This window comes from Allobrachymonas denitrificans DSM 15123, assembly GCF_900110225.1.
GTDB lineage: Bacteria > Pseudomonadota > Gammaproteobacteria > Burkholderiales > Burkholderiaceae_C > Brachymonas > Brachymonas denitrificans.
In genome coordinates, this window is sequence record NZ_FOCW01000001.1 from 671,849 (window position 1) to 692,037 (window position 20,189).

The following is a 20,189-nucleotide window of genomic DNA, read 5'->3' on the forward strand; positions in this document are numbered from 1 at the left end:
TTGCAGCGCCGATGGCGGATAATTCCGCCCATGACATCGCAGAAAAACATCGTGATCCTGATCTCCGGCGGCGGCTCCAACATGGCGGCCATTGTCCGGGCTGCCCAGCGCGAGCACTGGCTGCGCCGCTTCGGCGGCCGCATCGCTGCCGTGATCAGCAACAAGGCGGATGCAGGCGGGCTCAAGTTCGCCAAGGAGCAGGGCATTGCCACCGAAGTGCTCGACCACAAGGCCTTCCCCGATCGCGCCAGCTTCGACACTGCGCTGGCCGAACTGATCGACCGCTACGAGCCCGCGCTGGTGGTGCTGGCCGGCTTCATGCGCATTCTCACGCCGGAGTTCGTGGCCCGTTACGCAGGGCGCATGCTCAATATCCATCCGTCGCTGCTGCCGGCATTCCCCGGCCTGCACACGCACCAGCGGGCGCTGGAGGCGGGCTGCCGCTTTGCCGGCGCCACCGTGCACATCGTGACGGCCGATCTGGATCATGGCCCGATTCTGGCGCAGGCGGTGGTGCCGGTGCTGCCGGACGATACGCCCGACACGCTGGCCGCCCGCGTGCTCACGCAGGAACATCTGATCTATCCGCAGGCCGTCGCCCGCTGCCTCGAGCGTCAGGCCGGCCTGCAGCAGGAGGCAGCATGACGACCCAGCCCGGCGATGCCATTCCCGTCACCGTGCCCGCGCCGCACGACCTGATCACCTCCTGGCCCGAACAGCCGCAGCAACTGTTCCTGCTGTTCCACGGCGCGGGTCAGAAGCCGTCCGACATGCTGGACATGGCCCAGCGCCTGTCGCGGCAGTTCCCGCAGGGGGTGGTGGCCTGTGTGGCAGCGCCGCACGCCTACGACGAAGGTGAAGGTTTCCAGTGGTACTCGCATCGTGGCGAGAGCGACGAGAACCGACCCGAGCGGCTGTTGCCGGCGCGGCTGGAACTGTCGGCCACGGTGCGTGCCTGGCAGCGGCATACCGGCCTCGGCCCGGAACGTACCGCGCTGCTGTGCTTTGCCCAGTCGGCCACGGTCGCGCTGGAGGCGGTGGCGGCAGAGCAGGATCTGGCAGCGCGCCTGTTTGCCGTGGCCGGTCGTTTCGATCGTCTGCCCGAGCAGATGCATCAGCACACCTGCATCCACTGGATGCACGGCAAGGATGACGAGGTCATGCCTTACCAGGCTGCGGTGGAGGCGGGCTACCGTCTGCGGGATCTGGATGCGGATTTCTCCGTAGATGTGTTCCCGGAAACCGGCCATTGCGTGACGGAAGAGATGGAGCAGCGCATCTTCCACCTGCTGGCCAACCATGTGCCGCTGCGCCTGTGGCGTCAGGCCATGGCCGAGGCGGGACAGCCGGATACGCCACCGCCTTCGTCCCTGCACTGAGAGAAGGCCATGGACACGGTAACAGCATGTAGGGCTATTGACTTTTGACGCGCAGCCGTCACTATGGAAAGTATCGCAACATCGGCCGCAAGGCCTTATAGATTCCCTGCATGCTTGATTCCTTTTTTGGCGTTCTCACCCGCATTCTGATGTGGGGCGTTGCTGCTGTCTTCACTACCAGCATCCTGATTGCCGGCACCTTCGCGGTCGCCGTCGGCGGGGTGTGGATGTTGCTGACCGGGCGCAACCCGCTGACGATTTACCGTGGCTATACCGACATGGCGCGTCGCATGCGTAGTGGCGCCAGTTTCGGCTGGGGTGTGCCCGGCGCGGGCACCGGTTTTGGCCAGGAACAGGCCGCCGGCGGTGCAGAAGTGCAGCAGCCGGCGCGCAAGGCACCGGGCAAGGGCCGTTTCGGTGGTTCCGGCGATGTGCAGGATGCCGTCGTCAAGGAAATCCGCTCCTGAGAGCGTATCGCAGCCCGGCAATCTTCAGATGAAGCTACGTGCTTCATGTCCAAGCCAGGACGATGCAGCGTGCGCTTGATGCACTGACCTTCGTAGCGGCAAAACAATGGGCGGCAAGCCAATGCTTGTCGCCCTTGTCGTTTGTGCAGCGCCCATGCAGGCGCTTTTGCTCCGGTCAGCTTTCCACGAAAGCGCGTTCGATCACATAGTCGCCCGGCGTGGTGGTATTGCCTTCGGCAAAGCCGCGTTTCTCGCAGATGTCCTTCAGGTCGCGCAGCACGGTCGGGCTGCCGCAGATCATCACGCGGTCGGTTTCGGGGTTCAGCTCCGGCAGGCCGAGTTCACGTGCCATCTGGCCGTTCTCGATCAGCGTGGTGATGCGGCCCTGGCGCTCGAAGGGTTCGCGCGTCACGGTGGGGTAGTACACCAGTTGCTCGCGCACCATCTCGCCCAGGAACTCGTGCTCGGGCAGCTCCATGGTCAGGTAGTCGTGGTAGCACAGCTCGGCCACATGACGCACGCCGTGCACCAGGATGACCTTCTCGAAACGCTCGTAGGTTTCCGGATCACGGATGATGGACAGCCATGGCGCCAGACCGGTGCCGGTACCCAGCAGGTACAGGTTCTTGGCCGGCGTCAGGTAGTCGATCAGCAGCGTGCCGGTGGGCTTCTTGCCGACGATCACGGTGTCGCCCACCTTCAGGTGCTGCAGCTGGCTGGTGAGCGGGCCGTCCGGCACCTTGATGCTCAGGAACTCCAGATGCTCCTCGTAGTTGGGGCTGGCGATGCTGTAGGCGCGCAGCAGCGGCTTGCCGTTGGGCTGGCGCAGGCCGATCATGGTGAAATGCCCGTTGGAGAAGCGCAGGGCGGTGTCACGCGTGGTGGTAAAGCTGAAGAGGCGATCGGTCCAGTGGTGGACGGAGAGAACTTTTTCTTCGAGGAAGGCGCTCATGGTGCTATGCGGTCGGGTGTTGCCGCGCCGAAGGCGGAGGGCACAGAGGAAACAAAGGCACTAGACGCCCCAATATGGAGCGGCTATCGGTATAAACCCACATTGTGCGACGTGGGCGGCAGGCTTGGCAAAGAAAAGTCTTTCATTAGCTCATAACCCTGATCTCGATCAGAGAAGCTTGCCATGTGATGTGGTTGAAATGTGGCACTGCACGCTTTCCGGGCCATGTCGCAGCAGCCTGCGAGCGGCACCTGGTCGAGCAGCAAGGCTGGCCCATTGCCTGCCCGCCTCCGCACCGTCACGCGCGAAGACAGGCATGCGCTCACAGACCGGCTTCGCGGCGCAGCGCCGGGAACAGGATCACGTCGCGGATGCTGGGGCTGTCGGTCAGCAGCATCATGAAGCGGTCGATGCCCACGCCGCAGCCGCCGGTGGGAGGCATGCCGTATTCCAGCGCGCGGATGAAGTCGTGGTCGAAGAACATGGCTTCGTCGTCGCCGGCGTCCTTGGCATCGACCTGGGCCTGCAGGCGTGCGGCCTGGTCTTCGGCATCGTTCAGCTCGGAGAAGCCGTTGGCCATTTCGCGGCCGGTGATGTAGAGCTCGAAGCGCTCGGTCACTTCCGGACGGGCATCGTTGGCACGCGCCAGCGGGCTGATCTCGGTCGGGTGCTCCATGATGAAGGTGGGCTGCCAGAGCTTTTCTTCCACGGCTTCCTCGAAGTACATCACCTGCAGGCTGGGCAGGCTGCGGCTGCTCAGGCGGTGCTCCTCCTCGCTCATGCCCAGGCGCTTGAGCGCGCTGATCAGCCAGGCCGGGTCGTCCACATGCGCACCGGCTTCGGTGTGGGCGTGGATGGCCTCGCGGATGGTCATGCGCTGGAAGGGCTGCGACAGGTCGATGGCGCGGCCCTGGTAGCTGATCTGCAGCGTGCCCAGCGCCTTCATGGCGACATGGCGCAGCAGCGATTCGGTGAAGTCCATCAGGTCCTGGTAGTGCCAGAACGCCGCGTAGAACTCCATCATGGTGAACTCGGGGTTGTGACGGACGCTGATGCCCTCGTTGCGGAAGCTGCGGTTGATCTCGAACACACGCTCGAAACCGCCCACGATCAGGCGCTTGAGGTAGAGCTCGGGCGCGATGCGCAGGAACATTTCCTGGTCCAGCGCATTGTGGTGCGTGACGAACGGCTTGGCGTTGGCACCGCCCGGAATCGGGTGCAGCATGGGCGTCTCGACTTCCAGGAAGCCGTGGTTGACCATGAACTCGCGCATGCTGCTGATGGCCTTGCTGCGCGCGGTGAAGCGCTGGCGTGCGGATTCGTCGGTGATCAGGTCGACGTAGCGCTGGCGGTACTTGATTTCCTGGTCGGCCACGCCGTGGAACTTGTCGGGCAGCGGACGCAGGCTCTTGGTCAGCAGGCGGATCTTCGTCGCGTGCAGTGACAGCTCGCCGGTGCGCGTCTTGAACAGATAGCCCTCGGCAGCCACGATGTCGCCCAGATCCCAGTGCTTGAACGCAGCGTAGATGTCTTCGCCCACGTCATCGCGCGTGACGTAGATCTGGAAGCGGCCGGTGGCATCCTGCAGCGTGGCAAAGCTGGCCTTGCCCATGACGCGCTTGAGCATCATGCGGCCGGCGATGCTGGCGGTGATCTTCCTGTCTTCGGCGTTGGCCTGGTCCAGCTCTTCCTTGGTCTTGCCATCGACGGCAGCCAGCAGGTCGGCAGCGCGGTCGGCCGGTTTGAAGTCGTTGGGGAACGCCACGCCCTTGCCCTCGGCCTGGGCGGCGCGCAGCGCCTTGAGCTTCTCGCGGCGCTCGGCGATCAGCTGGTTGTCATCAACGGCGGGGGCTGCGGGAGCCTGGGCGGGGTTCTGTTGTTCGGACATGGGTGGGTGTAATGGCGAGGCAATACCTGCCTCAGGCTGGCAAAAACCCTTATTTTAGGCCGTGCCGCGGGCTTGCGGCCAGTCCGGGGCACCGGGTTGTTGTCGGTGGCCGACTGGAGGGGTGGTGAAACGTCTAGAAAAGCCGGAGCCTGGCCGCGGTAACATGCAGGCAGCAGCCGGGCCGATGGGGTTCGCGCCGAACTTTGGAGAACATGCATGACGCCGCATCTGCGCCTTTCTTCTTCCAGTCTGGTCCGGGGCCGTGCGCCTGTGATGGCTGCAGCGCTCGCGGCCTTGCTGCTGGCAGCCTGTGGCTCGCCATCGACGGCTCCCGGCGGTGCCAGGGACGCGGTGGCGGAGAGCAAGGCCGGTGCGCTGGCCACGCGCGCGGCGGTGCGTCCGATGGCGCCCATGGCGGTCGGAGGCAGCGTGCTGTATGCGCCTTCGCCGACCGCCATCGAGGTCATGCGCCCGCCGGCCAATACCGAAAAGTATGGCGAGATCAGCACCAACCCCGTGCATGAAGTGGCGAAGGAGCCGGTTTCCACCTTCAGCATCGACGTGGACACCGGCAGCTACGCCAATGTGCGCCGTTTTCTGAATGATGGCCGCCTGCCGCCGGTGGATGCCGTGCGGGTGGAAGAGCTGATCAACTATTTCCCCTACGATTACCCGCGTCCGGCTGCCGGCAGCCCGCATCCGTTTGGCGTGAGTACGGAAGTGGCGCATTCGCCCTGGAAGGCAGACGCGCAGCTGGTGCGCATTGCCATCCAGGCGGCCGACCGGACGCTGGGCAGCCTGCCGCCGGCCAACCTGGTATTTTTGGTGGACGTGTCCGGCTCCATGCAGGCGCCCGACAAGCTGCCCCTGGTGAAGCGCACGCTGCGCCTGCTGACCGAGCAGCTGCGCCCGCAGGACCGTGTGACCATCATCACCTACGCCAGCGGTGAAAAGCTGGTGCTGCCACCCACGCCCGGCAGCAACAAGGAGGCCATCCTGTCCGTGGTGAATGCCTTGCAGGCGGGCGGCTCGACCGCCGGGGAAGCGGCCATCCAGATGGCCTACCGCGAGGCGCAGAAGGCCTGGCAGCGCAACGGCATCAATCGCATCCTGCTGGCGACGGATGGCGATTTCAACGTGGGCATCACCGATTTCAACACGCTCAAGGGCATGGTGGCCGAGAAGCGCAAGTCGGGCGTTTCGCTCACCACGCTGGGCTTTGGCTCCGGCAACTACAACGAGCGCCTGATGGAGCAGCTGGCTGATGCGGGCGATGGCAACTACAGCTACATCGACAGCGAGCAGGAAGCGAAGAAGGTGCTGCGCCAGCAACTCACTTCCACCCTGGCCACGGTGGCGCAGGACGTGAAGGTGCAGGTCGAATTCAACCCGGCCACGGTCAGCCAGTACCGCCTGGTGGGCTACGAGAACCGCCTGCTGCGCAAGGAAGACTTCAACAACGACCAGGTGGATGCCGGTGACATCGGTGCAGGCCATGCCGTGACTGCGCTGTACGAGGTGATTCCGGCAGGCAGGCCGGGCTGGGTGAACGACAGCCGTTACCAGCCCAGGGCAGCGCCTGCGGGGCATGGCAATGAACTGGCGTTTGTGCAGTTGCGCTACAAGCCCGTCGGCAAGAGCGCCAGTGTGCTGATGAGCACGCCGGTGGCGGTGGGTGCCAAGCCGCTGGCGCAGGCCAGCACCGACATGCGTTTTGCTACCGCAGTGGCCAGCTACGGCCAGTTGCTGCGCGGCGGGCAGTACACCGGCAGCTTTGGCTGGAACGATGCCATCGCATTGGCGCGTGGGGCGCAGGGCGCCGATCCCTTCGGGTTGCGCAAGGAGTTCGTCGATCTGGCGGGGGTTGCGCGCAGCCTGAGCAGCAAGCCAGGTGCGCAGGCGCCGCTGCAGATCAGCCGCTAAACGGGTGCACCGATCTTGCTCTGAAAATACCCGGCGTGCCAGAAGGAGAGGGTGTCGACACCAAATCGATGCCCCTGCCCGACGCGCTTCCACCCTCGTCATTCCCTATCCGAACACACCATGTCAGGCATTCTCATCCGCGATGCAGGCGTGCCCGATGCCGCAGGCATCCGCACCATCTACAACGACGCCGTGCTGAACACGACAGCCATCTGGAACGAGCAACTCGTCGATGAAGCCAACCGCGTCGCTTGGCTGCAGGCGCGTCAGCAAATGGGGTATCCGGTGCTGGTGGCCGTGGACGAGCAGGACAGCGTGCTGGGCTATGCCAGCTTCGGAGACTGGCGTGCCTTCGACGGCTACCGGCATACAGTGGAGCACTCGGTCTACGTGCATCCGGATGCGAGGGGGAAGGGCGTGGCGCGGCAGTTGATGCACGAACTGATCGAACGGGCACGTGCGCTCGACAAGCATGTGATGGTGGCGGCGATCGAGGCGGGCAATCAACCGTCGATTGGGCTGCATCGCCAGCTTGGCTTTGTGCAAACCGGTCTGATGCCCGAGGTGGGCACCAAGTTCGGGCGCTGGCTGGATCTGGCGTGGATGCAACTGACCTTGCCATCCGCCGACAAAGACTGAAGCAGCGCGCCATCACGGGGCGCTGCTTCGGGCTTCGGGATCAGATGCAGAAGTTCAGACCGTTTCGACCGCATCCGCCGGCATGCGCTGCAGCATGGCCAGCGATTTGGCGATGGTGCTGCGCAGTTCGCGGCGGTCGATGATCATGTCGACAGCACCTTTTTGCAACAGGAACTCGGCGCGCTGGAAACCTTCGGGCAGCTTCACGCGCACGGTGTTCTCGATCACGCGCGGGCCGGCAAAGCCGATCAGGGCCTTGGGTTCCGCAATCACGATGTCGCCGACAAAGGCAAAACCGGCAGAGACGCCGCCCATGGTCGGGTCGGTCAGCACACTGATGTAGGGCAGGCCTTTTTTCGCCAGACGCGTGAGCGCAGCGTTGGTCTTGGCCATCTGCATCAGCGAGAGCAGGCCTTCCTGCATGCGCGCACCGCCGGTGGCGGTGAAGCAGATGAAGGGCACTTTCTGCTCGATGGCATGCTCGACGCCGCGCACGAAGCGCTCGCCAACCACGGAGCCCATGCTGCCGCCCATGAAGTCGAACTCGAAGCAGGCCACCACCACGTTGATACTCTGCACGCTGCCGCCCATGACGACCAGTGCGTCGGTCTCATTGGTGGCTTCCAGCGCTTCCTTCAGGCGTTCGGGATACTTGCGGCTGTCCTTGAACTTGAGGGCGTCGACCGGCAGCACTTCCTGGGCCAGCTCGTAGCGGCCTTCGGCATCCAGAAACGCGTTGAGGCGCTCGCGCGCATTCATGCGGTGATGGTGACTGCACTTCGGACAGACGTTCTGGTTCTGTTCGAGATCGGTCTTGTACAGGACGGTGTCGCAGCTCGGGCACTTGATCCACAGCCCTTCGGGCATGTTGGCACGTCGCTCGGCATTGTTTGCCGCCTTGGTTGCCTTGGCAGGCAGCAGTTTTTCCAACCAGCTCATATTGTGATGCGTAATTTCAGTTGCCGTAATTATGCGTCCAATGCGCTACGGATACCTTGCAGAAAGCTGGCAGCCGTCCGGTTGATGCCTTCTCCCTGCTCGTTGGCGATGAGCTGGATGATGCGGCTGCCGATCACCACGGCATCGGCATGCTCGGCAATGGCGCGGGCGCTTTCGGCGTCGCGGATGCCGAAACCGACCCCGACCGGGATCTTCACATGCTCGCGGATGCGCGGAATTGCCTCTGCCACAGCAGCGGTATCCAGCGCGCCGGAGCCGGTCACGCCCTTGAGCGACACGTAATACACATAGCCGCTGGCCAGATCCGCCACTTGCTGCATGCGCTGCGGCGTGGAGGTGGGCGCCAGCAGGAAGATCAGGTCCATGCTGTTCTCGCGCAGCTGGGCAGCGAACTCGCTGCACTCCTCGGGCGGATAGTCCACCACCAGCATGCCGTCCACGCCGGCACTGGCTGCGTCGCGGGCAAAACTGCCGGCGCCATGATGCAGTTCGTAGCACTCGATCGGGTTGGCGTAGCCCATCAGCACCACGGGCGTCTTGTCATCCTTCTGGCGGAAGGTGCGCACGGCCTCCAGCACGTCCGGCAGGCCGCTCCCTTGGGCAATCGCCTGTTCGGCCGCCTGCTGGATCACCGGACCGTCGGCCATGGGGTCGGAGAAGGGGATGCCCAGCTCGATGATGTCCACGCCGGCGTCGACCATGGCGTGCATCAGCGCAGGCGTGCAGCCCTTGTGCGGGTAGCCGGTCATCATGTAGGGGATGAGGGCGGTGCGGCCCTGGTCTTTCAGGGCTTGGAGGGTGGAGGCGATGCGGCTCATGACTGGGCTCCTGCGCTGGATTGCGATTCGGCAGCAGCGCCGCCCTTGACGACATGGCCACGCATGGACGGACGGTCGTAGAAATCGACGCCGGACAGGTCGGCCACGGTGCCGATGTCCTTGTCGCCACGGCCGGACAGGCAGACCAGGATGCTCTGCTCCGGCGACATGGTTTTTGCCAGCTTCATGGCATGCGCCACGGCGTGGCTGGATTCCAGCGCGGGGATGATGCCCTCGGTGCGGCACAGGTAGTGGAAGGCTTCCAGCGCTTCCTTGTCGGTGATGCCGACATACTCGGCGCGGCCGGTGTCGCGCAGCCAGGCGTGCTCGGGGCCGACGCCGGGGTAGTCCAGGCCGGCGCTGATGCTGTGCGTTTCGGTGATCTGGCCGTTGGCGTCCTGCAGGATGTAGGTGCGGTTGCCGTGCAGCACGCCGGGGGCGCCCATCTGCAGGCTGGCCGCGTGCTTGTCGGTGTCCAGGCCCTCGCCGGCCGCTTCCACGCCGATCAGGCGCGTGTTTTCGTGCTCGATGTAGGGGTAGAAGATGCCCATGGCATTACTGCCGCCGCCCACGCAGGCGATCACGGCATCCGGCTGCCTGCCGCTGTTCTGGTCGGGCATCTGCGTCAGGCATTCCTCGCCGATGACGCTCTGGAAATCGCGCACCATCATGGGGTAGGGGTGCGGGCCGGCCACGGTGCCGATGATGTAGAAGGTGTTGTCGACGTTGGTCACCCAGTCGCGCATGGCTTCGTTCAGCGCGTCCTTGAGCGTGCGGCTGCCGGACTCGACCGGTACCACCTTGGCACCCAGCAGGTGCATGCGGTAGACGTTGGGCGACTGGCGCTTGACGTCTTCCGCGCCCATGTAGACCACGCACTCCAGGCCGTAGCGGGCGCAGATGGTGGCGGTTGCCACGCCATGCTGGCCGGCGCCGGTCTCGGCAATCACGCGCGGCTTGCCCATGCGCCTGGCGAGCAGGGCCTGGCCGATGGTGTTGTTGATCTTGTGGGCGCCGGTGTGGTTCAGGTCTTCGCGTTTCAGGAAGATCTGGGCACCGCCCATTTCACGGCTCATGCGCGCGGCATGGTAGATGGGCGAGGGGCGGCCGACGAAATGCGCCAGCTCGTGTTTGAACTCGGCGATGAATTCGGGGTCCTGTTGGTAGCGGGCGTAGGCCTGCTTGAGTTCGTCGATGGCGTGCGTCAGCGTTTCGGAAATGAACGCACCGCCGTACTTGCCAAAGTGCCCGTTGGCATCGGGTTGGGTATATGCAGACATGGGGGGACTTTCAATCAGGGCGTGCTGTCGGCGGCGCGCACAGCCGCCACGAAGGCACGGATCTTGTCGGCGTCCTTGATGCCCTTGGCCGACTCTACGCCGGAACTGACATCCACCGACAGCGACTTGCAGCGATCACGCAGCAAGCGCACGCCATCGCCCGCATTTGCAGGCGTCAACCCACCACTCAAAACGAGGCGAGCGTCGACGTTTGTTGGAAGCTGTGACCAATTGAATGCCTTGCCGCCGCCGCCATAGCCGTCGACATGGGCGTCGAGCAGGATGGCCTGGGCGTTTGAATACAGATGGATGAATTCTAGCAAGTCGAAGCGCGGGGCGTCATCCCCCAGCGGAATGCGCGCGGCGCGCAGGTAGGGGCGGCGGCCGTTTCCCGTCACTGCGTCGCAGCGTTCGGGCGTTTCGTCGCCGTGGAATTGCCACAGGGCCTGGGGCACTGCCTCGGCGGCTTCGGCCAGCAGGGCATCGTCTGCATTGACGAAAAGCAGCACCGGCGTGACGAAGGGCGGCAGGCGCCGCGCCAGTTCGGCCGCGCGCTGCGGCGTGACGGCGCGCGGGCTGGGGGCGTAGAGCACGAAGCCGGCAGCGTCGATACCGGCCTCCACGGCAGCGTCGATGTCCTGTTCGCGGGTGAAGCCGCAGACTTTGATGCGGGTGCGGGGATGTTCCATGGGACTATTGTCGCGGATGCGGAACAGGGGCAGGCTCCACAGTCCAAAAACAGGCGCAGCCACCGAGGGCATGGCTACTGTCGGGCAGATCGCCTGCAACCTTGTTGTTTATCCCGGCAGGAGATCAAAGCTGGCAGTGCGCTCCGGCAGTCCCCAGTGTGGTTCGTAGACCGGTCCGGCGAAATACAGCCCGTCGGGCGCAAACGTCGGAGCAGCCGCATCACGGCTGCGTGCCGCCAGTACTTCGTCGATCCATTCCGGCGGCTTGTGCCCGTGGCCGACCGCAATCAGGCAGCCCATGATGTTGCGGATCATGTGGTGCAGGAAGGCGTTGGCCTGGAACTCGAAGCGCCAGTAGGCGCCGCGGCGGCTGATGGCGATGCGCTGCACGGTCTTGACCGGGCTGAGCGCCTGGCAGGCGGCGGCGCGGAAGCTGGTGAAGTCGTGCTCGCCGAGCAGACGGGCTGCGGCGTCCTGCATGGCGGCCTCGTCCAGCGGGCGGAATACCCAGCCGACGCGGTTGGCTTCCAGGCTGGGGCGCACCGGTGATTCGAGCAGCACGTAGACATAGCGCCGCGCGATGGCGGCAGCGCGGGCGTGGAAGCTGTCCGGCACTTCGGCGGCCCACTGCACGGCAATGTCCGGGGGCAGGTAGCTGTTGGTTCCGCGTACCCAGGAGTTCTGGTCGCGCTGGATGTCGGTGTCGAAGTGCACCACCTGCATCAGGCCGTGCACGCCGGCATCGGTGCGGCCGGCGCACAGGGTGTTGATGGGGGGCCCATCGGTAAAGCGCTGCAGCGCCAGTTCGAGCTTGTCCTGCACGGTCTTGCCGTCGGGCTGGCTTTGCCAGCCGTTGTAGGCGGTGCCGAGATAACTGACGCCCAGAGCGATGCGCATGGAAGGTCGGTCCGTGCTCACTGCTTTTCTGCAGCGTCAATGTCGGCCAGCAGCTGGCGGGCTTGTGCTTCCAGGGCCTCGTCGGCCTTGTCAGCCACTTCTTCAGCCAGTGCGCGGGCACCGTCGTAGTCGGAGATGGCCAGGAATTCTCGGGCGAGCTCGAGACGGGTTTGCAGTGCTTCCGGGCTGGCCGTGGTATCGGCCGGATCTTCCAGTTCGAGGTCGATGCTGCTGAAGTCGAAGGTGCGGGGCTGGATGGCGGGAGCGTCGGTGTTGCGCGCTTCTTCCAGCGCGCTCAGGTCCAGCGTCAGGCCGTCTATTTCGGCGGTGGAGGCTTCGGGCTGGTCTTTCAGGGTCGCCTGCGCAACGCCCGTGGTTCCAGCGCCTGGTGTGGCAATGGCTGCAGCAGTCGCTGCGGCGGCGGTACCGGCTGCCGTAGTGGGCGAAGCGTCTTGGGCTTGAGAGGGGGGCTCACCTGCCTGGTGGTCTACGTCCCAGACGCGGGACAAGGCCTCGGCCGCAGCGCGGGGCTGGGCCGCAGCGGCTTCGGCCGCGAGGCGCTCCTCTTCACGCATGCGGCGGATGCGCAGCATCAGCCAGGCAACGAGTGCAAGCAGCAGGGCGGAGCCGGCTGCCAGCCAGACCATCGGGTTGATGCCGGTGTCGGAGGCTGGAGCAGGGGCTGCTGCGTCAGGCGCGCTCACGGCTTCTGCCGGAGCACTGCTGGCTATTGCCGGAACAATGGCGCTGGCGGCATCAGATGCAGGCGTGGCAGGGGCGACAGCCGAAGCCGTGCCTGCCGTGCTTGAGGCAGCAGCGGGCTCGGCGGCAACTGCGGACGCAGTGCCTGCTGCAGGTGCGGCCTGAGAGGGAGCTGAGGCAGAATCGGCAGCGGCGATGGGCGCTGCCTGATGCGATGCTGCGGTATCCGCAGGAGCCTGGGTGCCACTGCCGGCATCGGCGTTCGGTGCAGGTGCAGTAGTGGCAGACCCGTCAGGGCTGGCTGGAGTGCTTGCTCCAGTGGAAGCAACGGTGGCGCTTGCCATCTGTACCAGCCGATAGCCGTGTTTTTCGAAAGCCGCATTCTGCTGCTGGATCATGCGACGCGCGTCAGCAGCGGGGGTGGCCAGAACCTCGGCGGCAGCCGGCATGGTCAGCGCTGCACCTTTTTTCAGCAGGTTGATGTTGCCCGCCATGAAGGCGTCCGGATTGGCCTGCAGGATGGCCAGCAGCATCTGGTCGAGGGAAGCGCCTGCAGGACGGTGTGCGGAGGCGATGCGGCTGACCATGGCGCCGGGTTTGGTCTGTACCACGATGGCACTGCCTGCGCCACTGGGCGCGACGGCCGGACTTTGCGCTGCCAGGGGCAGTGCGGCGCCAGTCATCAGGGCGGCTGCGGCCAGCATGCGAACGCGTGGGATCAGGGTGGCGGATTGGCGAGTCTTCATGGCGATAGTCTAACTGCGTGAGCAGGCTGCCACATGACCAGGACGGCCAGCCGCAAGGATCAGAGAACAAAAAAGCGCAACGCCCGAAGACGTTGCGCTCTTGACGCACGATGGCGACAGGGCAACCGGGAGCTTACGCCTCCAGCAGGATGCGCAGCATGCGGCGCAGCGGCTCGGCAGCGCCCCACAGCAGCTGGTCACCGATGGTGAAGGCGCCGACGTATTCGGGGCCCATGGCCAGCTTGCGGATACGGCCGACCGGGATGGTCATGGTGCCGGTCACGGCAACGGGGGTCAGGTCCTGCACGGTGGCTTCACGCGTGTTGGGCACCACTTTCACCCAGTCGTTGTCGGCGGCGATCATGGCCTCGATGTCGGCCACGGGCACGTCCTTCTTCAGCTTGAAGGTCAGTGCCTGGCTGTGGCAGCGCATGGCACCCACGCGCACGCAGTAGCCGTCCACCGGGATCTCGCTGGAGCCGAAGTCGGCGCCCAGGCCCAGGATCTTGTTGGTTTCGGCCATGCCTTTCCACTCTTCGCGCGACTGGCCGTTGCCCAGATCCTTGTCGATCCACGGAATCAGGCTGCCGCCCAGCGGCACGCCGAAGTTGGCGGTTTCGGCAGCGGTCAGGGCGCGCTGCTTGGCGACGACCATGCGGTCGATCTCGAGGATGGCGCTCTTTGGGTCATCCAGCAGGGCCTTGACTTCGGCGTTGAGCGTGCCGTACTGCGTCAGCAGCTCGCGCATGTGCTGGGCACCGCCGCCGGAAGCGGCCTGGTAGGTCTGCGTGCTCATCCATTCGACCAGACCGGCCTTGTACAGCGCGCCCACGCCCATCAGCATGCAGCTGACGGTGCAGTTGCCGCCAACCCAGTTCTTGCCGCCGTTGGCCATGGCGTTCTTGATGACCGGCATGTTGACCGGATCCAGCACGATGACGGCGTCCTTTTCCATGCGCAGGGCAGAGGCAGCATCGATCCAGTGGCCGTTCCAGCCGGCTGCGCGCAGCTTGGGGAACACCTCGTTGGTGTAGTCGCCGCCCTGGCAGGTCAGGATGATGTCGCACTTCTTCAGTGCTTCGATGTCGTGCGCGTCCTTGAGCGTCTTCTCGTTCTTGGCCATGGCCGGGGCAGCGCCGCCGGCGTTGGAGGTGGAGAAGAACACGGGCTCGATCAGGGCAAAGTCATTCTCTGCCTGCATGCGGTCCATCAGCACGGAGCCGACCATGCCGCGCCAGCCCACCAGACCTACTACGTTTCCAACTTTCATCGTGCACACCTTTCGCGATTTTCAGAGATTGAACCGGACACACCATCGCCCGTGTCCATGCATGGAGCAGGACCGTCGAACGGCAACGCGGAATTTCAGGGGAGGTTTGCAGCCGGCTCGTCCGGCCGGATTTGGCGCACGACGAACCGGAGCGATCAGCCCTTGATGGTTGTCGTTTTGATGATGGAAGCAGGCAATGCCGCAGCTCGGGCGCGGGAGAGGGCGCACTGGGAGCGGGAGACAGCATTGCTAGACATACGAAAGATTATAGGGAGCAACCCGAACGCACGGGGGTGCTAAATGAAAGTGCCTGCGCAAAAAGCGGGAATTGCCGGGCAAATGCGTGGCGTGCGCGCAAAAAAGCCGCCTGTCTAGGCGGCTTGCGCGGTCACGCTTGTGGGGTTCAGTCCGTTGCAATGGCACGGTAGGCCACGGCACCCAAGAGGGCGCCCACAATCGGCGCCACCCAGAACAGCCACAGCTGCTCCACGGCCCAGCCGCCCACGAACAGCGCCACGCCGGTGCTGCGCGCGGGGTTGACGGAGGTGTTGGTGACCGGGATGCTGATCAGGTGGATCAGCGTCAGGCCCAGACCGATGGCGATGGGGGCAAAGCCGGCCGGGGCGCGCTTGTCGGTAGCGCCCAGAATGATCATCAGGAAGAACATGGTCATCACGACTTCCATCAGCAGGGCGGACATCATGCTGTAGCCGCCCGGAGAGTGGGCGCCGTAGCCGTTGCTGGCAAAGCCGCCGGCCAGGCTGAAATCGGCATTGCCGCTGGCAACCACGTACAGCACCGCACCCGCGGCAATCGCGCCCAGCACTTGCGCCACGATGTAGGGCAGCAACTGGCTGGCCGGAAAGCGGCCGCCGGCCCACAGGCCGATGGACACGGCCGGGTTGAAGTGGCCGCCGGAAATATGGCCCACGGCATAGGCCATGGTCAGCACGGTCAGACCGAAAGCCAGGGCAACGCCGGCAAAACCGATGCCCAGTTCAGGAAAGGCGGCGGCCAGCACTGCGCTGCCGCAACCACCCAGCACCAGCCAGAAGGTACCGAAAAATTCTGCGCCGTAACGCTTCATGGAAAAACTCCTCATCCAGTCAACAAAAAAGCCCTGTTTCCAGAGCTTGTGGAAAAAGTGTAGGTGCGTTCGGTGACCAATCGATGTCACAAGGTCGGATAGGTGACAATTTGCCGCCAAAGCGTGATCAACTGCGCGATCGGGAAAGGCAGGAAATCCGGCCCGGGAAGGGGTATGCTTCCGGTTGAGGCCGTCGCTGTCCGGCCGTGACTTGTCTTGGGAAAGGTGAAACCGGCCTTTCCTGAATCCAGAACAGCTCCCGCAGGAGAAGCCCCATGAAATCCCGTGCCGCCGTAGCCTTCGCCCCCGGAAAACCGCTGGAAATCGTCGAGATCGACGTCGCTCCGCCGCAGAAAGGCGAAGTGCTGGTGAAGATCACCCATACCGGCGTCTGCCATACCGATGCCTTCACGCTGAGCGGGGACGATCCCGAGGGCGTGTTTCCCGCGGTGCTGGGCCATGAGGGTGCCGGCGTGGTGGTGGAAGTGGGCGATGGCGTGACCAGCCTCAAGCCGGGCGACCATGTGATTCCGCTCTACACCGCCGAGTGTGGCGAGTGCCTGTTCTGCAAGAGTGGCAAGACCAACCTGTGCGTGGCCGTGCGTGCCACCCAGGGCAAGGGCCTGATGCCGGACGGCACCACGCGCTTCAGCTACAAGGGCGAGCCGATCTACCACTACATGGGCTGTTCCACTTTCAGCGAGTACACGGTGGTGGCCGAGGTGTCGCTGGCGAAGATCAATCCCGAAGCCAACCACGAGCAGGTGTGCCTGCTGGGCTGCGGCGTGACGACGGGGCTGGGCGCCGTGTCCAACACGGCCAAGGTGCAGGAGGGCGATACCGTGGCGGTGTTCGGCTTGGGTGGCATCGGCCTGGCGGTGATCCAGGGTGCCAAGCTGGCCAAGGCGGGCCGCATCATTGCCATCGACACCAACCCCGGCAAGTTCGAGCTGGCGCGTACCTTTGGCGCGACCGACTGCATCAACCCTAAGGATCACGACAAGCCGATCCAGCAGGTGGTGGTGGAGATGACGGGCTGGGGTGTGGACCATTCCTTCGAGTGCATCGGCAACGTGAACGTGATGCGTGCGGCGCTGGAGTGTGCACATCGTGGCTGGGGGCAGTCGGTCATCATCGGCGTGGCCGGGGCAGGGCAGGAGATTTCCACCCGCCCGTTCCAGCTGGTGACCGGCCGCAAGTGGCTGGGCACGGCTTTTGGCGGCGTGAAGGGCCGCAGCCAGCTGCCGGGCATGGTGGAGCAGGCCATGCAGGGCGAGATCCAGCTGGAGCCCTTCGTTACGCACACCATGCCGCTGGACGAGATCAATGAGGCGTTCGACCTGATGCATGAGGGCAAGTCGATTCGCAGCGTGATTCACTATTGAGCGTTTGGCGTTTGGCGTTTGGCGTTTGGCGTTTGGCGTTTGGCGCTTGACGCTTGACGCTTGACGCTTGACGCTTGACTCGCGGCGGTCTGCTCTCGCTGGCTGGATTAGGTCACTTGCGTGAGATTCGTAAGGTCGCCAATGGAAAAGAGGATGGTGCATCTGCAACCATCCTCTTTCCCTGGGGTCGCAACGCCTTGCCTTGAAGGGGTGCATCCTCTCCGTCAGGCATTGGCGTTACTGCGCCAGCGCTGACGTTCAGTGGCCGACGTCGATCTTCTTCCAGCCCTTGTGGTCGAAGTAGTCGCCGTAGGTGTTCAGGGCCTTGGCCACGGCCACCACGCCATCGGCGCGCTTGGCATCGCCTTGCTTGCCCTGGGCGGCTTCGGCGCCATTCATCATCTGGCCGATCAGGCCGTGGAGTTCGGCGTCGGCCTTGGGATCGAGCTTGCAGTTCTTGACGATGTAGGCCACGTCATCGTTCACCTGCTTGTTGAAGGCGGTGTAGTCGGCTGCAGTGGCCTTGCCTGCGTGGATGCGGTGCAGCGTCTTGTTGGTGGATGCCTGGATGGATTCCATGCCCTTGCGCAGCGGGGCGTCGATGGCCCACTTCTTGCCGTTGTTCAACTGGATGGTGTGGGTTTCGCTGGCGGCGCCGTGGTTGTGTGCGTTGTCGGCAGCGAGGGCGGCCAGCGGAGTGGCCAGTGCGAAGGCGAGGATGAGGGGCAGGGTGCGGCGTTGCATGAGGGAATCTCCTTGAGTCGATCGGGTTGAACAGGGCCGAATCAGTCGGCTTGTGTGTACTAACGAGCGGGGGCTGGAGAAAGTTCCACGGGGTGCGAAATTTTTTCGCAAAAAAAGCGCCCGTCGTTGCGGGCGCTGTAGTCTGCTCTGGCTCTGGCTCTGGCTCTGGCTCTGGCTCTGGCTCTGGCTCTGGCTCCGTGCCCTGTGTTCAGGAGCGCTAATCGTTGCGCAGCCCAACTGCCGATCTGCCGCGCACAATGCCCACAATGGCGTGGAGCGGCACGTACGGCGCCTGCCAGCTGCGGCTGTCGCTGGAGGCTGCGCGGTTGTCGCCCAGCACGAAGCAGTGTCCGGAAGGCACCTGCCAGCGGCCAGTTCGACCGCCGTGATGGGCAACATGGGGCTCATCCACCCGCTGGCCGTTGCGTTGCAGGCCCTGGGCATCGATTGCCAGCCGGTCACCAGGCAGGCCCGCCAGCCGCTTGATGATGCGCTCGTTCAATTCCTCCGATTGCAGCACCACGATGTCGCCATGGCGTAGCTGACCGGGATCGCGCAGGGGACGCGCAAAAAGAAGCTGCCCCGCGCGCAGCGTGGGCAGCATCGATCGTGAATGGACCCGGATCACCAGACCGGCATAGCGCCGGAACCCCAGGGCCGCGAGCGCCGCGGCCGCCAGGGCGCCCAGCCAGAGCCAGGTCGTGTCCATGGCTCAGTGGGCGTGGTGATGGTGATGAGCACCGCCGCAGCCGCCATGCCCATGCTCGTGGTCATGCCCTTCGGCGTACTTGAAGAAGGACACGTAGTCTTCCACATGGGCGCGGGCCGCTGTCAGGTCGTTGATGTCGTAGCCCAGGCTGGCGCGCGCCCGGTCGAAGCGGGCGCGCAGTTCGGCGTGCTGTTCGGCTGGCATCAGGGCCAGCAGGGGATCCAGGTTGCCGTCGAGCATGGCGGCATCGGCAGCAATTACCTTGGGATCGAGGGCAGTGCCGGTGGGCTTGATGCCGTCGTAGCCGGCACCTTCACCCGCGCGGTGGATGCGCACCAGGTTTTCCAGGAAATGGCGGTCAGCCACTTCGGCGGCTTCGCCACCCAGGGAGCGTACGCGGATGGCTCGCTCGAAGATGGGACGCAACTCCGCTTCGCCGTTCTCGAAGATCCACTTCAGCGCGTAGTTGACATTGCCGGTCTGCAGCGCCTTGTGGCCGTCGACCACGGCGGGTCCGTCCTCGGTGTCGCAGTGGGCGCTGGCGCGCAGCGGCATCAGGGCGATCACGGCAAACAGGGCGATGGCAGACAGGATGATGGTTGCAAGCATGACGTTCTCCTTCAGGGATGATGAACCGCCGGAAAAATGGCCGGCTTGTTCATGCAAACGAACGGGAACGGAAAAAGTTCCATGCCTGCATCAACTTTATTTGTTGTGCAGCTGTTCCTCCTGCGTCGGCTCGGCGGAATAGCGGCTGAGCAGCAGGGCCAGCAGGCGGGCACGCTGTTCGGAATTGAGCAGCTCGCGTTCGGCCATCAGCTGCGTGATCACGCGTTGCTGCTGGGCGTTCTGCAGCTCGGCAATGCGTGCCTGTTCGCGCTCGATGGCGGCCGGGTCGGGCGTGCTGGCAAAGATGGCCTGCACCAGCGCTTCGCGGTGATGGCGGATTTGTTCCCAGTTGCCGTTCAGATCCTGCAGGAAGGGGCGCTCCAGGGCTTCCCACTGCTGGCGCTGTTGCGCATCCAGCGCCAGGGTGTCGGTCAGATGTTGCGGAGCCTGTGCGGCTTGCGGGCTCCACTGTTTCCAGGCGACTGCGCCCAGCATGCCGAGGTTGAGGGCCAGCGAGGCGGCCAGCAGCCAGGTGAGGGGTTTGCGTTGGCTCATGGCAGGGTCCTCGTCATGCGGCACAGTTCGGGGGCTGCGCACAGTCCGCCCGGCGGCACCGGGTCGAAAACGCGCACGCTGGTCATGTCCGTGGCCTGACCGACTGCCGCCGCCGGCAGCAGGCCGCCACCCAGCCAGAGGCCGACGGCCAGCGCCAGGCCGGCCGCAACTCCGCCGGGAGCGCCGCCGAACCAGCCCAGCCAGCCCGAAAGCCAGCCGGAGCTGTCCCGCGCTAGCCGGCTTGCCGGCTTGCGGGTGTTGGGGTGCGCGTGGAGGCGGTCGTGCAGATTGGCCGCCAGATCGAAGCCCAGCGCGGGCGTGGGCAGGGCGCGCAAGGCCTGCTGCAGGCCGGTGAAGGTCTGCAACTGCTTCTGGCAGAGCGGGCAGTGCAGCAGATGCTTGGACACCTGCTCGCGTTCGGCGGGGGACAGGGCGTCGTCCAGATAGGCCGACAGGTCATCGGTAGGAGGGCAGGTCATGGCAGGCTTTC

The 20,189-nt window shown here is 64.8% G+C and carries 21 protein-coding genes; 6 read left to right on the forward strand and 15 right to left on the reverse strand.

Annotation, left to right across the window (positions count from 1 at the left end; all coding sequences use genetic code 11):
• The first annotated feature begins 30 nt into the window (after positions 1–30).
• From purN to BMW28_RS03055, 3 genes are all read left to right on the forward strand, one after another.
• Positions 31–645, forward strand: coding sequence for a phosphoribosylglycinamide formyltransferase (gene purN / locus BMW28_RS03045; protein WP_091813672.1), 615 nt, complete (start codon positions 31–33; stop codon positions 643–645).
• Positions 642–1,379: an esterase gene (ypfH, locus tag BMW28_RS03050; protein WP_091813675.1), complete on the forward strand. Its 738-nt coding sequence runs from the start codon at positions 642–644 to the stop codon at positions 1,377–1,379. Before purN ends, ypfH begins: the two co-directional genes overlap by 4 nt.
• Before the next feature lie 110 nt (positions 1,380–1,489).
• Entirely contained in the window at positions 1,490–1,846 is a 357-nt protein-coding gene (locus BMW28_RS03055; protein WP_091813678.1) for a hypothetical protein, read from the forward strand.
• A gap of 175 nt (positions 1,847–2,021) precedes the next feature.
• Here the strand turns inward: BMW28_RS03055 and BMW28_RS03060 are convergent, their stop codons facing one another.
• Complete coding sequence (locus BMW28_RS03060; protein ID WP_091813680.1) at positions 2,022–2,798, reverse strand: ferredoxin--NADP reductase; 777 nt, start codon at positions 2,796–2,798, stop codon at positions 2,022–2,024.
• 322 nt (positions 2,799–3,120) lie between these two features.
• Positions 3,121–4,686, reverse strand: a complete 1,566-nt coding sequence (lysS, locus tag BMW28_RS03065; protein WP_091813683.1) for a lysine--tRNA ligase — start codon at positions 4,684–4,686, stop codon at positions 3,121–3,123.
• Between the two features lie 216 nt (positions 4,687–4,902).
• Between lysS and BMW28_RS03070 the strand changes: the two genes are divergently transcribed.
• Together BMW28_RS03070 and BMW28_RS03075 are read left to right on the forward strand one after the other, a co-directional pair.
• A complete protein-coding gene (locus BMW28_RS03070) occupies positions 4,903–6,609 on the forward strand; it encodes a vWA domain-containing protein (RefSeq protein WP_200785709.1) in 1,707 nt (568 codons plus the stop codon).
• Positions 6,610–6,738: 129 nt separating this feature from the next.
• Positions 6,739–7,248, forward strand: coding sequence for a GNAT family N-acetyltransferase (locus BMW28_RS03075; protein ID WP_407640938.1), 510 nt, complete (start codon positions 6,739–6,741; stop codon positions 7,246–7,248).
• A gap of 54 nt (positions 7,249–7,302) precedes the next feature.
• Here the strand turns inward: BMW28_RS03075 and accD are convergent, their stop codons facing one another.
• The 8 genes from accD to aqpZ all read right to left on the reverse strand — a co-directional run bounded on the left by accD (position 7,303) and on the right by aqpZ (position 15,697).
• Positions 7,303–8,187 (reverse strand): acetyl-CoA carboxylase, carboxyltransferase subunit beta, encoded by an 885-nt coding sequence (gene accD, locus BMW28_RS03080; RefSeq protein ID WP_091813691.1) that lies wholly within the window; start codon positions 8,185–8,187, stop codon positions 7,303–7,305.
• A gap of 29 nt (positions 8,188–8,216) precedes the next feature.
• The gene (trpA, locus tag BMW28_RS03085; RefSeq protein WP_091813694.1) at positions 8,217–9,026 is read right to left on the reverse strand and encodes a tryptophan synthase subunit alpha; all 810 of its coding nucleotides are present in this window, start codon (positions 9,024–9,026) and stop codon (positions 8,217–8,219) included.
• Positions 9,023–10,306, reverse strand: a complete 1,284-nt coding sequence (gene trpB, locus BMW28_RS03090; protein WP_091813697.1) for a tryptophan synthase subunit beta — start codon at positions 10,304–10,306, stop codon at positions 9,023–9,025. The genes trpA and trpB overlap by 4 nt, the downstream gene beginning before the upstream one ends.
• Before the next feature lie 14 nt (positions 10,307–10,320).
• The gene (locus BMW28_RS03095; RefSeq protein WP_091815421.1) at positions 10,321–10,995 is read right to left on the reverse strand and encodes a phosphoribosylanthranilate isomerase; all 675 of its coding nucleotides are present in this window, start codon (positions 10,993–10,995) and stop codon (positions 10,321–10,323) included.
• Between the two features lie 108 nt (positions 10,996–11,103).
• On the reverse strand, positions 11,104–11,892 hold the full coding sequence (gene truA, locus BMW28_RS03100) for a tRNA pseudouridine(38-40) synthase TruA (protein ID WP_091813701.1): 789 nt from the start codon (positions 11,890–11,892) through the stop codon (positions 11,104–11,106).
• A 17-nt stretch (positions 11,893–11,909) separates the two neighbouring features.
• Positions 11,910–13,340 carry a FimV/HubP family polar landmark protein gene (locus tag BMW28_RS03105; protein ID WP_091813704.1) on the reverse strand — a complete coding sequence of 477 codons (1,431 nt, stop codon included), beginning with the start codon at positions 13,338–13,340 and terminating at the stop codon, positions 11,910–11,912.
• A gap of 133 nt (positions 13,341–13,473) precedes the next feature.
• On the reverse strand, positions 13,474–14,610 hold the full coding sequence (asd, locus tag BMW28_RS03110) for an aspartate-semialdehyde dehydrogenase (protein ID WP_091813707.1): 1,137 nt from the start codon (positions 14,608–14,610) through the stop codon (positions 13,474–13,476).
• Positions 14,611–15,013: 403 nt separating this feature from the next.
• Positions 15,014–15,697 (reverse strand): aquaporin Z, encoded by a 684-nt coding sequence (gene aqpZ / locus BMW28_RS03115; RefSeq protein WP_091813709.1) that lies wholly within the window; start codon positions 15,695–15,697, stop codon positions 15,014–15,016.
• Positions 15,698–15,972: 275 nt separating this feature from the next.
• Here aqpZ and BMW28_RS03120 point away from each other — a divergent pair, with 275 nt between their 5' ends.
• Positions 15,973–17,082, forward strand: coding sequence for an S-(hydroxymethyl)glutathione dehydrogenase/class III alcohol dehydrogenase (locus BMW28_RS03120; protein WP_091813712.1), 1,110 nt, complete (start codon positions 15,973–15,975; stop codon positions 17,080–17,082).
• 258 nt (positions 17,083–17,340) lie between these two features.
• On the opposite strand, the gene BMW28_RS03125 is transcribed toward BMW28_RS03120, so the two are convergent.
• The 5 genes from BMW28_RS03125 to BMW28_RS03145 all read right to left on the reverse strand — a co-directional run bounded on the left by BMW28_RS03125 (position 17,341) and on the right by BMW28_RS03145 (position 20,178).
• Complete coding sequence (locus BMW28_RS03125) at positions 17,341–17,826, reverse strand: hypothetical protein (RefSeq protein WP_091813715.1); 486 nt, start codon at positions 17,824–17,826, stop codon at positions 17,341–17,343.
• Between the two features lie 217 nt (positions 17,827–18,043).
• Positions 18,044–18,535: a signal peptidase I gene (gene lepB, locus BMW28_RS03130; RefSeq protein WP_091813718.1), complete on the reverse strand. Its 492-nt coding sequence runs from the start codon at positions 18,533–18,535 to the stop codon at positions 18,044–18,046.
• A 3-nt stretch (positions 18,536–18,538) separates the two neighbouring features.
• Positions 18,539–19,144, reverse strand: a complete 606-nt coding sequence (locus tag BMW28_RS03135; RefSeq protein WP_091813721.1) for a DUF6448 family protein — start codon at positions 19,142–19,144, stop codon at positions 18,539–18,541.
• Positions 19,145–19,240: 96 nt separating this feature from the next.
• Positions 19,241–19,699, reverse strand: coding sequence for a periplasmic heavy metal sensor (locus tag BMW28_RS03140; protein WP_091813724.1), 459 nt, complete (start codon positions 19,697–19,699; stop codon positions 19,241–19,243).
• The gene (locus BMW28_RS03145) at positions 19,696–20,178 is read right to left on the reverse strand and encodes an anti-sigma factor family protein (protein WP_091813727.1); all 483 of its coding nucleotides are present in this window, start codon (positions 20,176–20,178) and stop codon (positions 19,696–19,698) included. Before BMW28_RS03145 ends, BMW28_RS03140 begins: the two co-directional genes overlap by 4 nt.
• Positions 20,179–20,189: the final 11 nt, after the last annotated feature.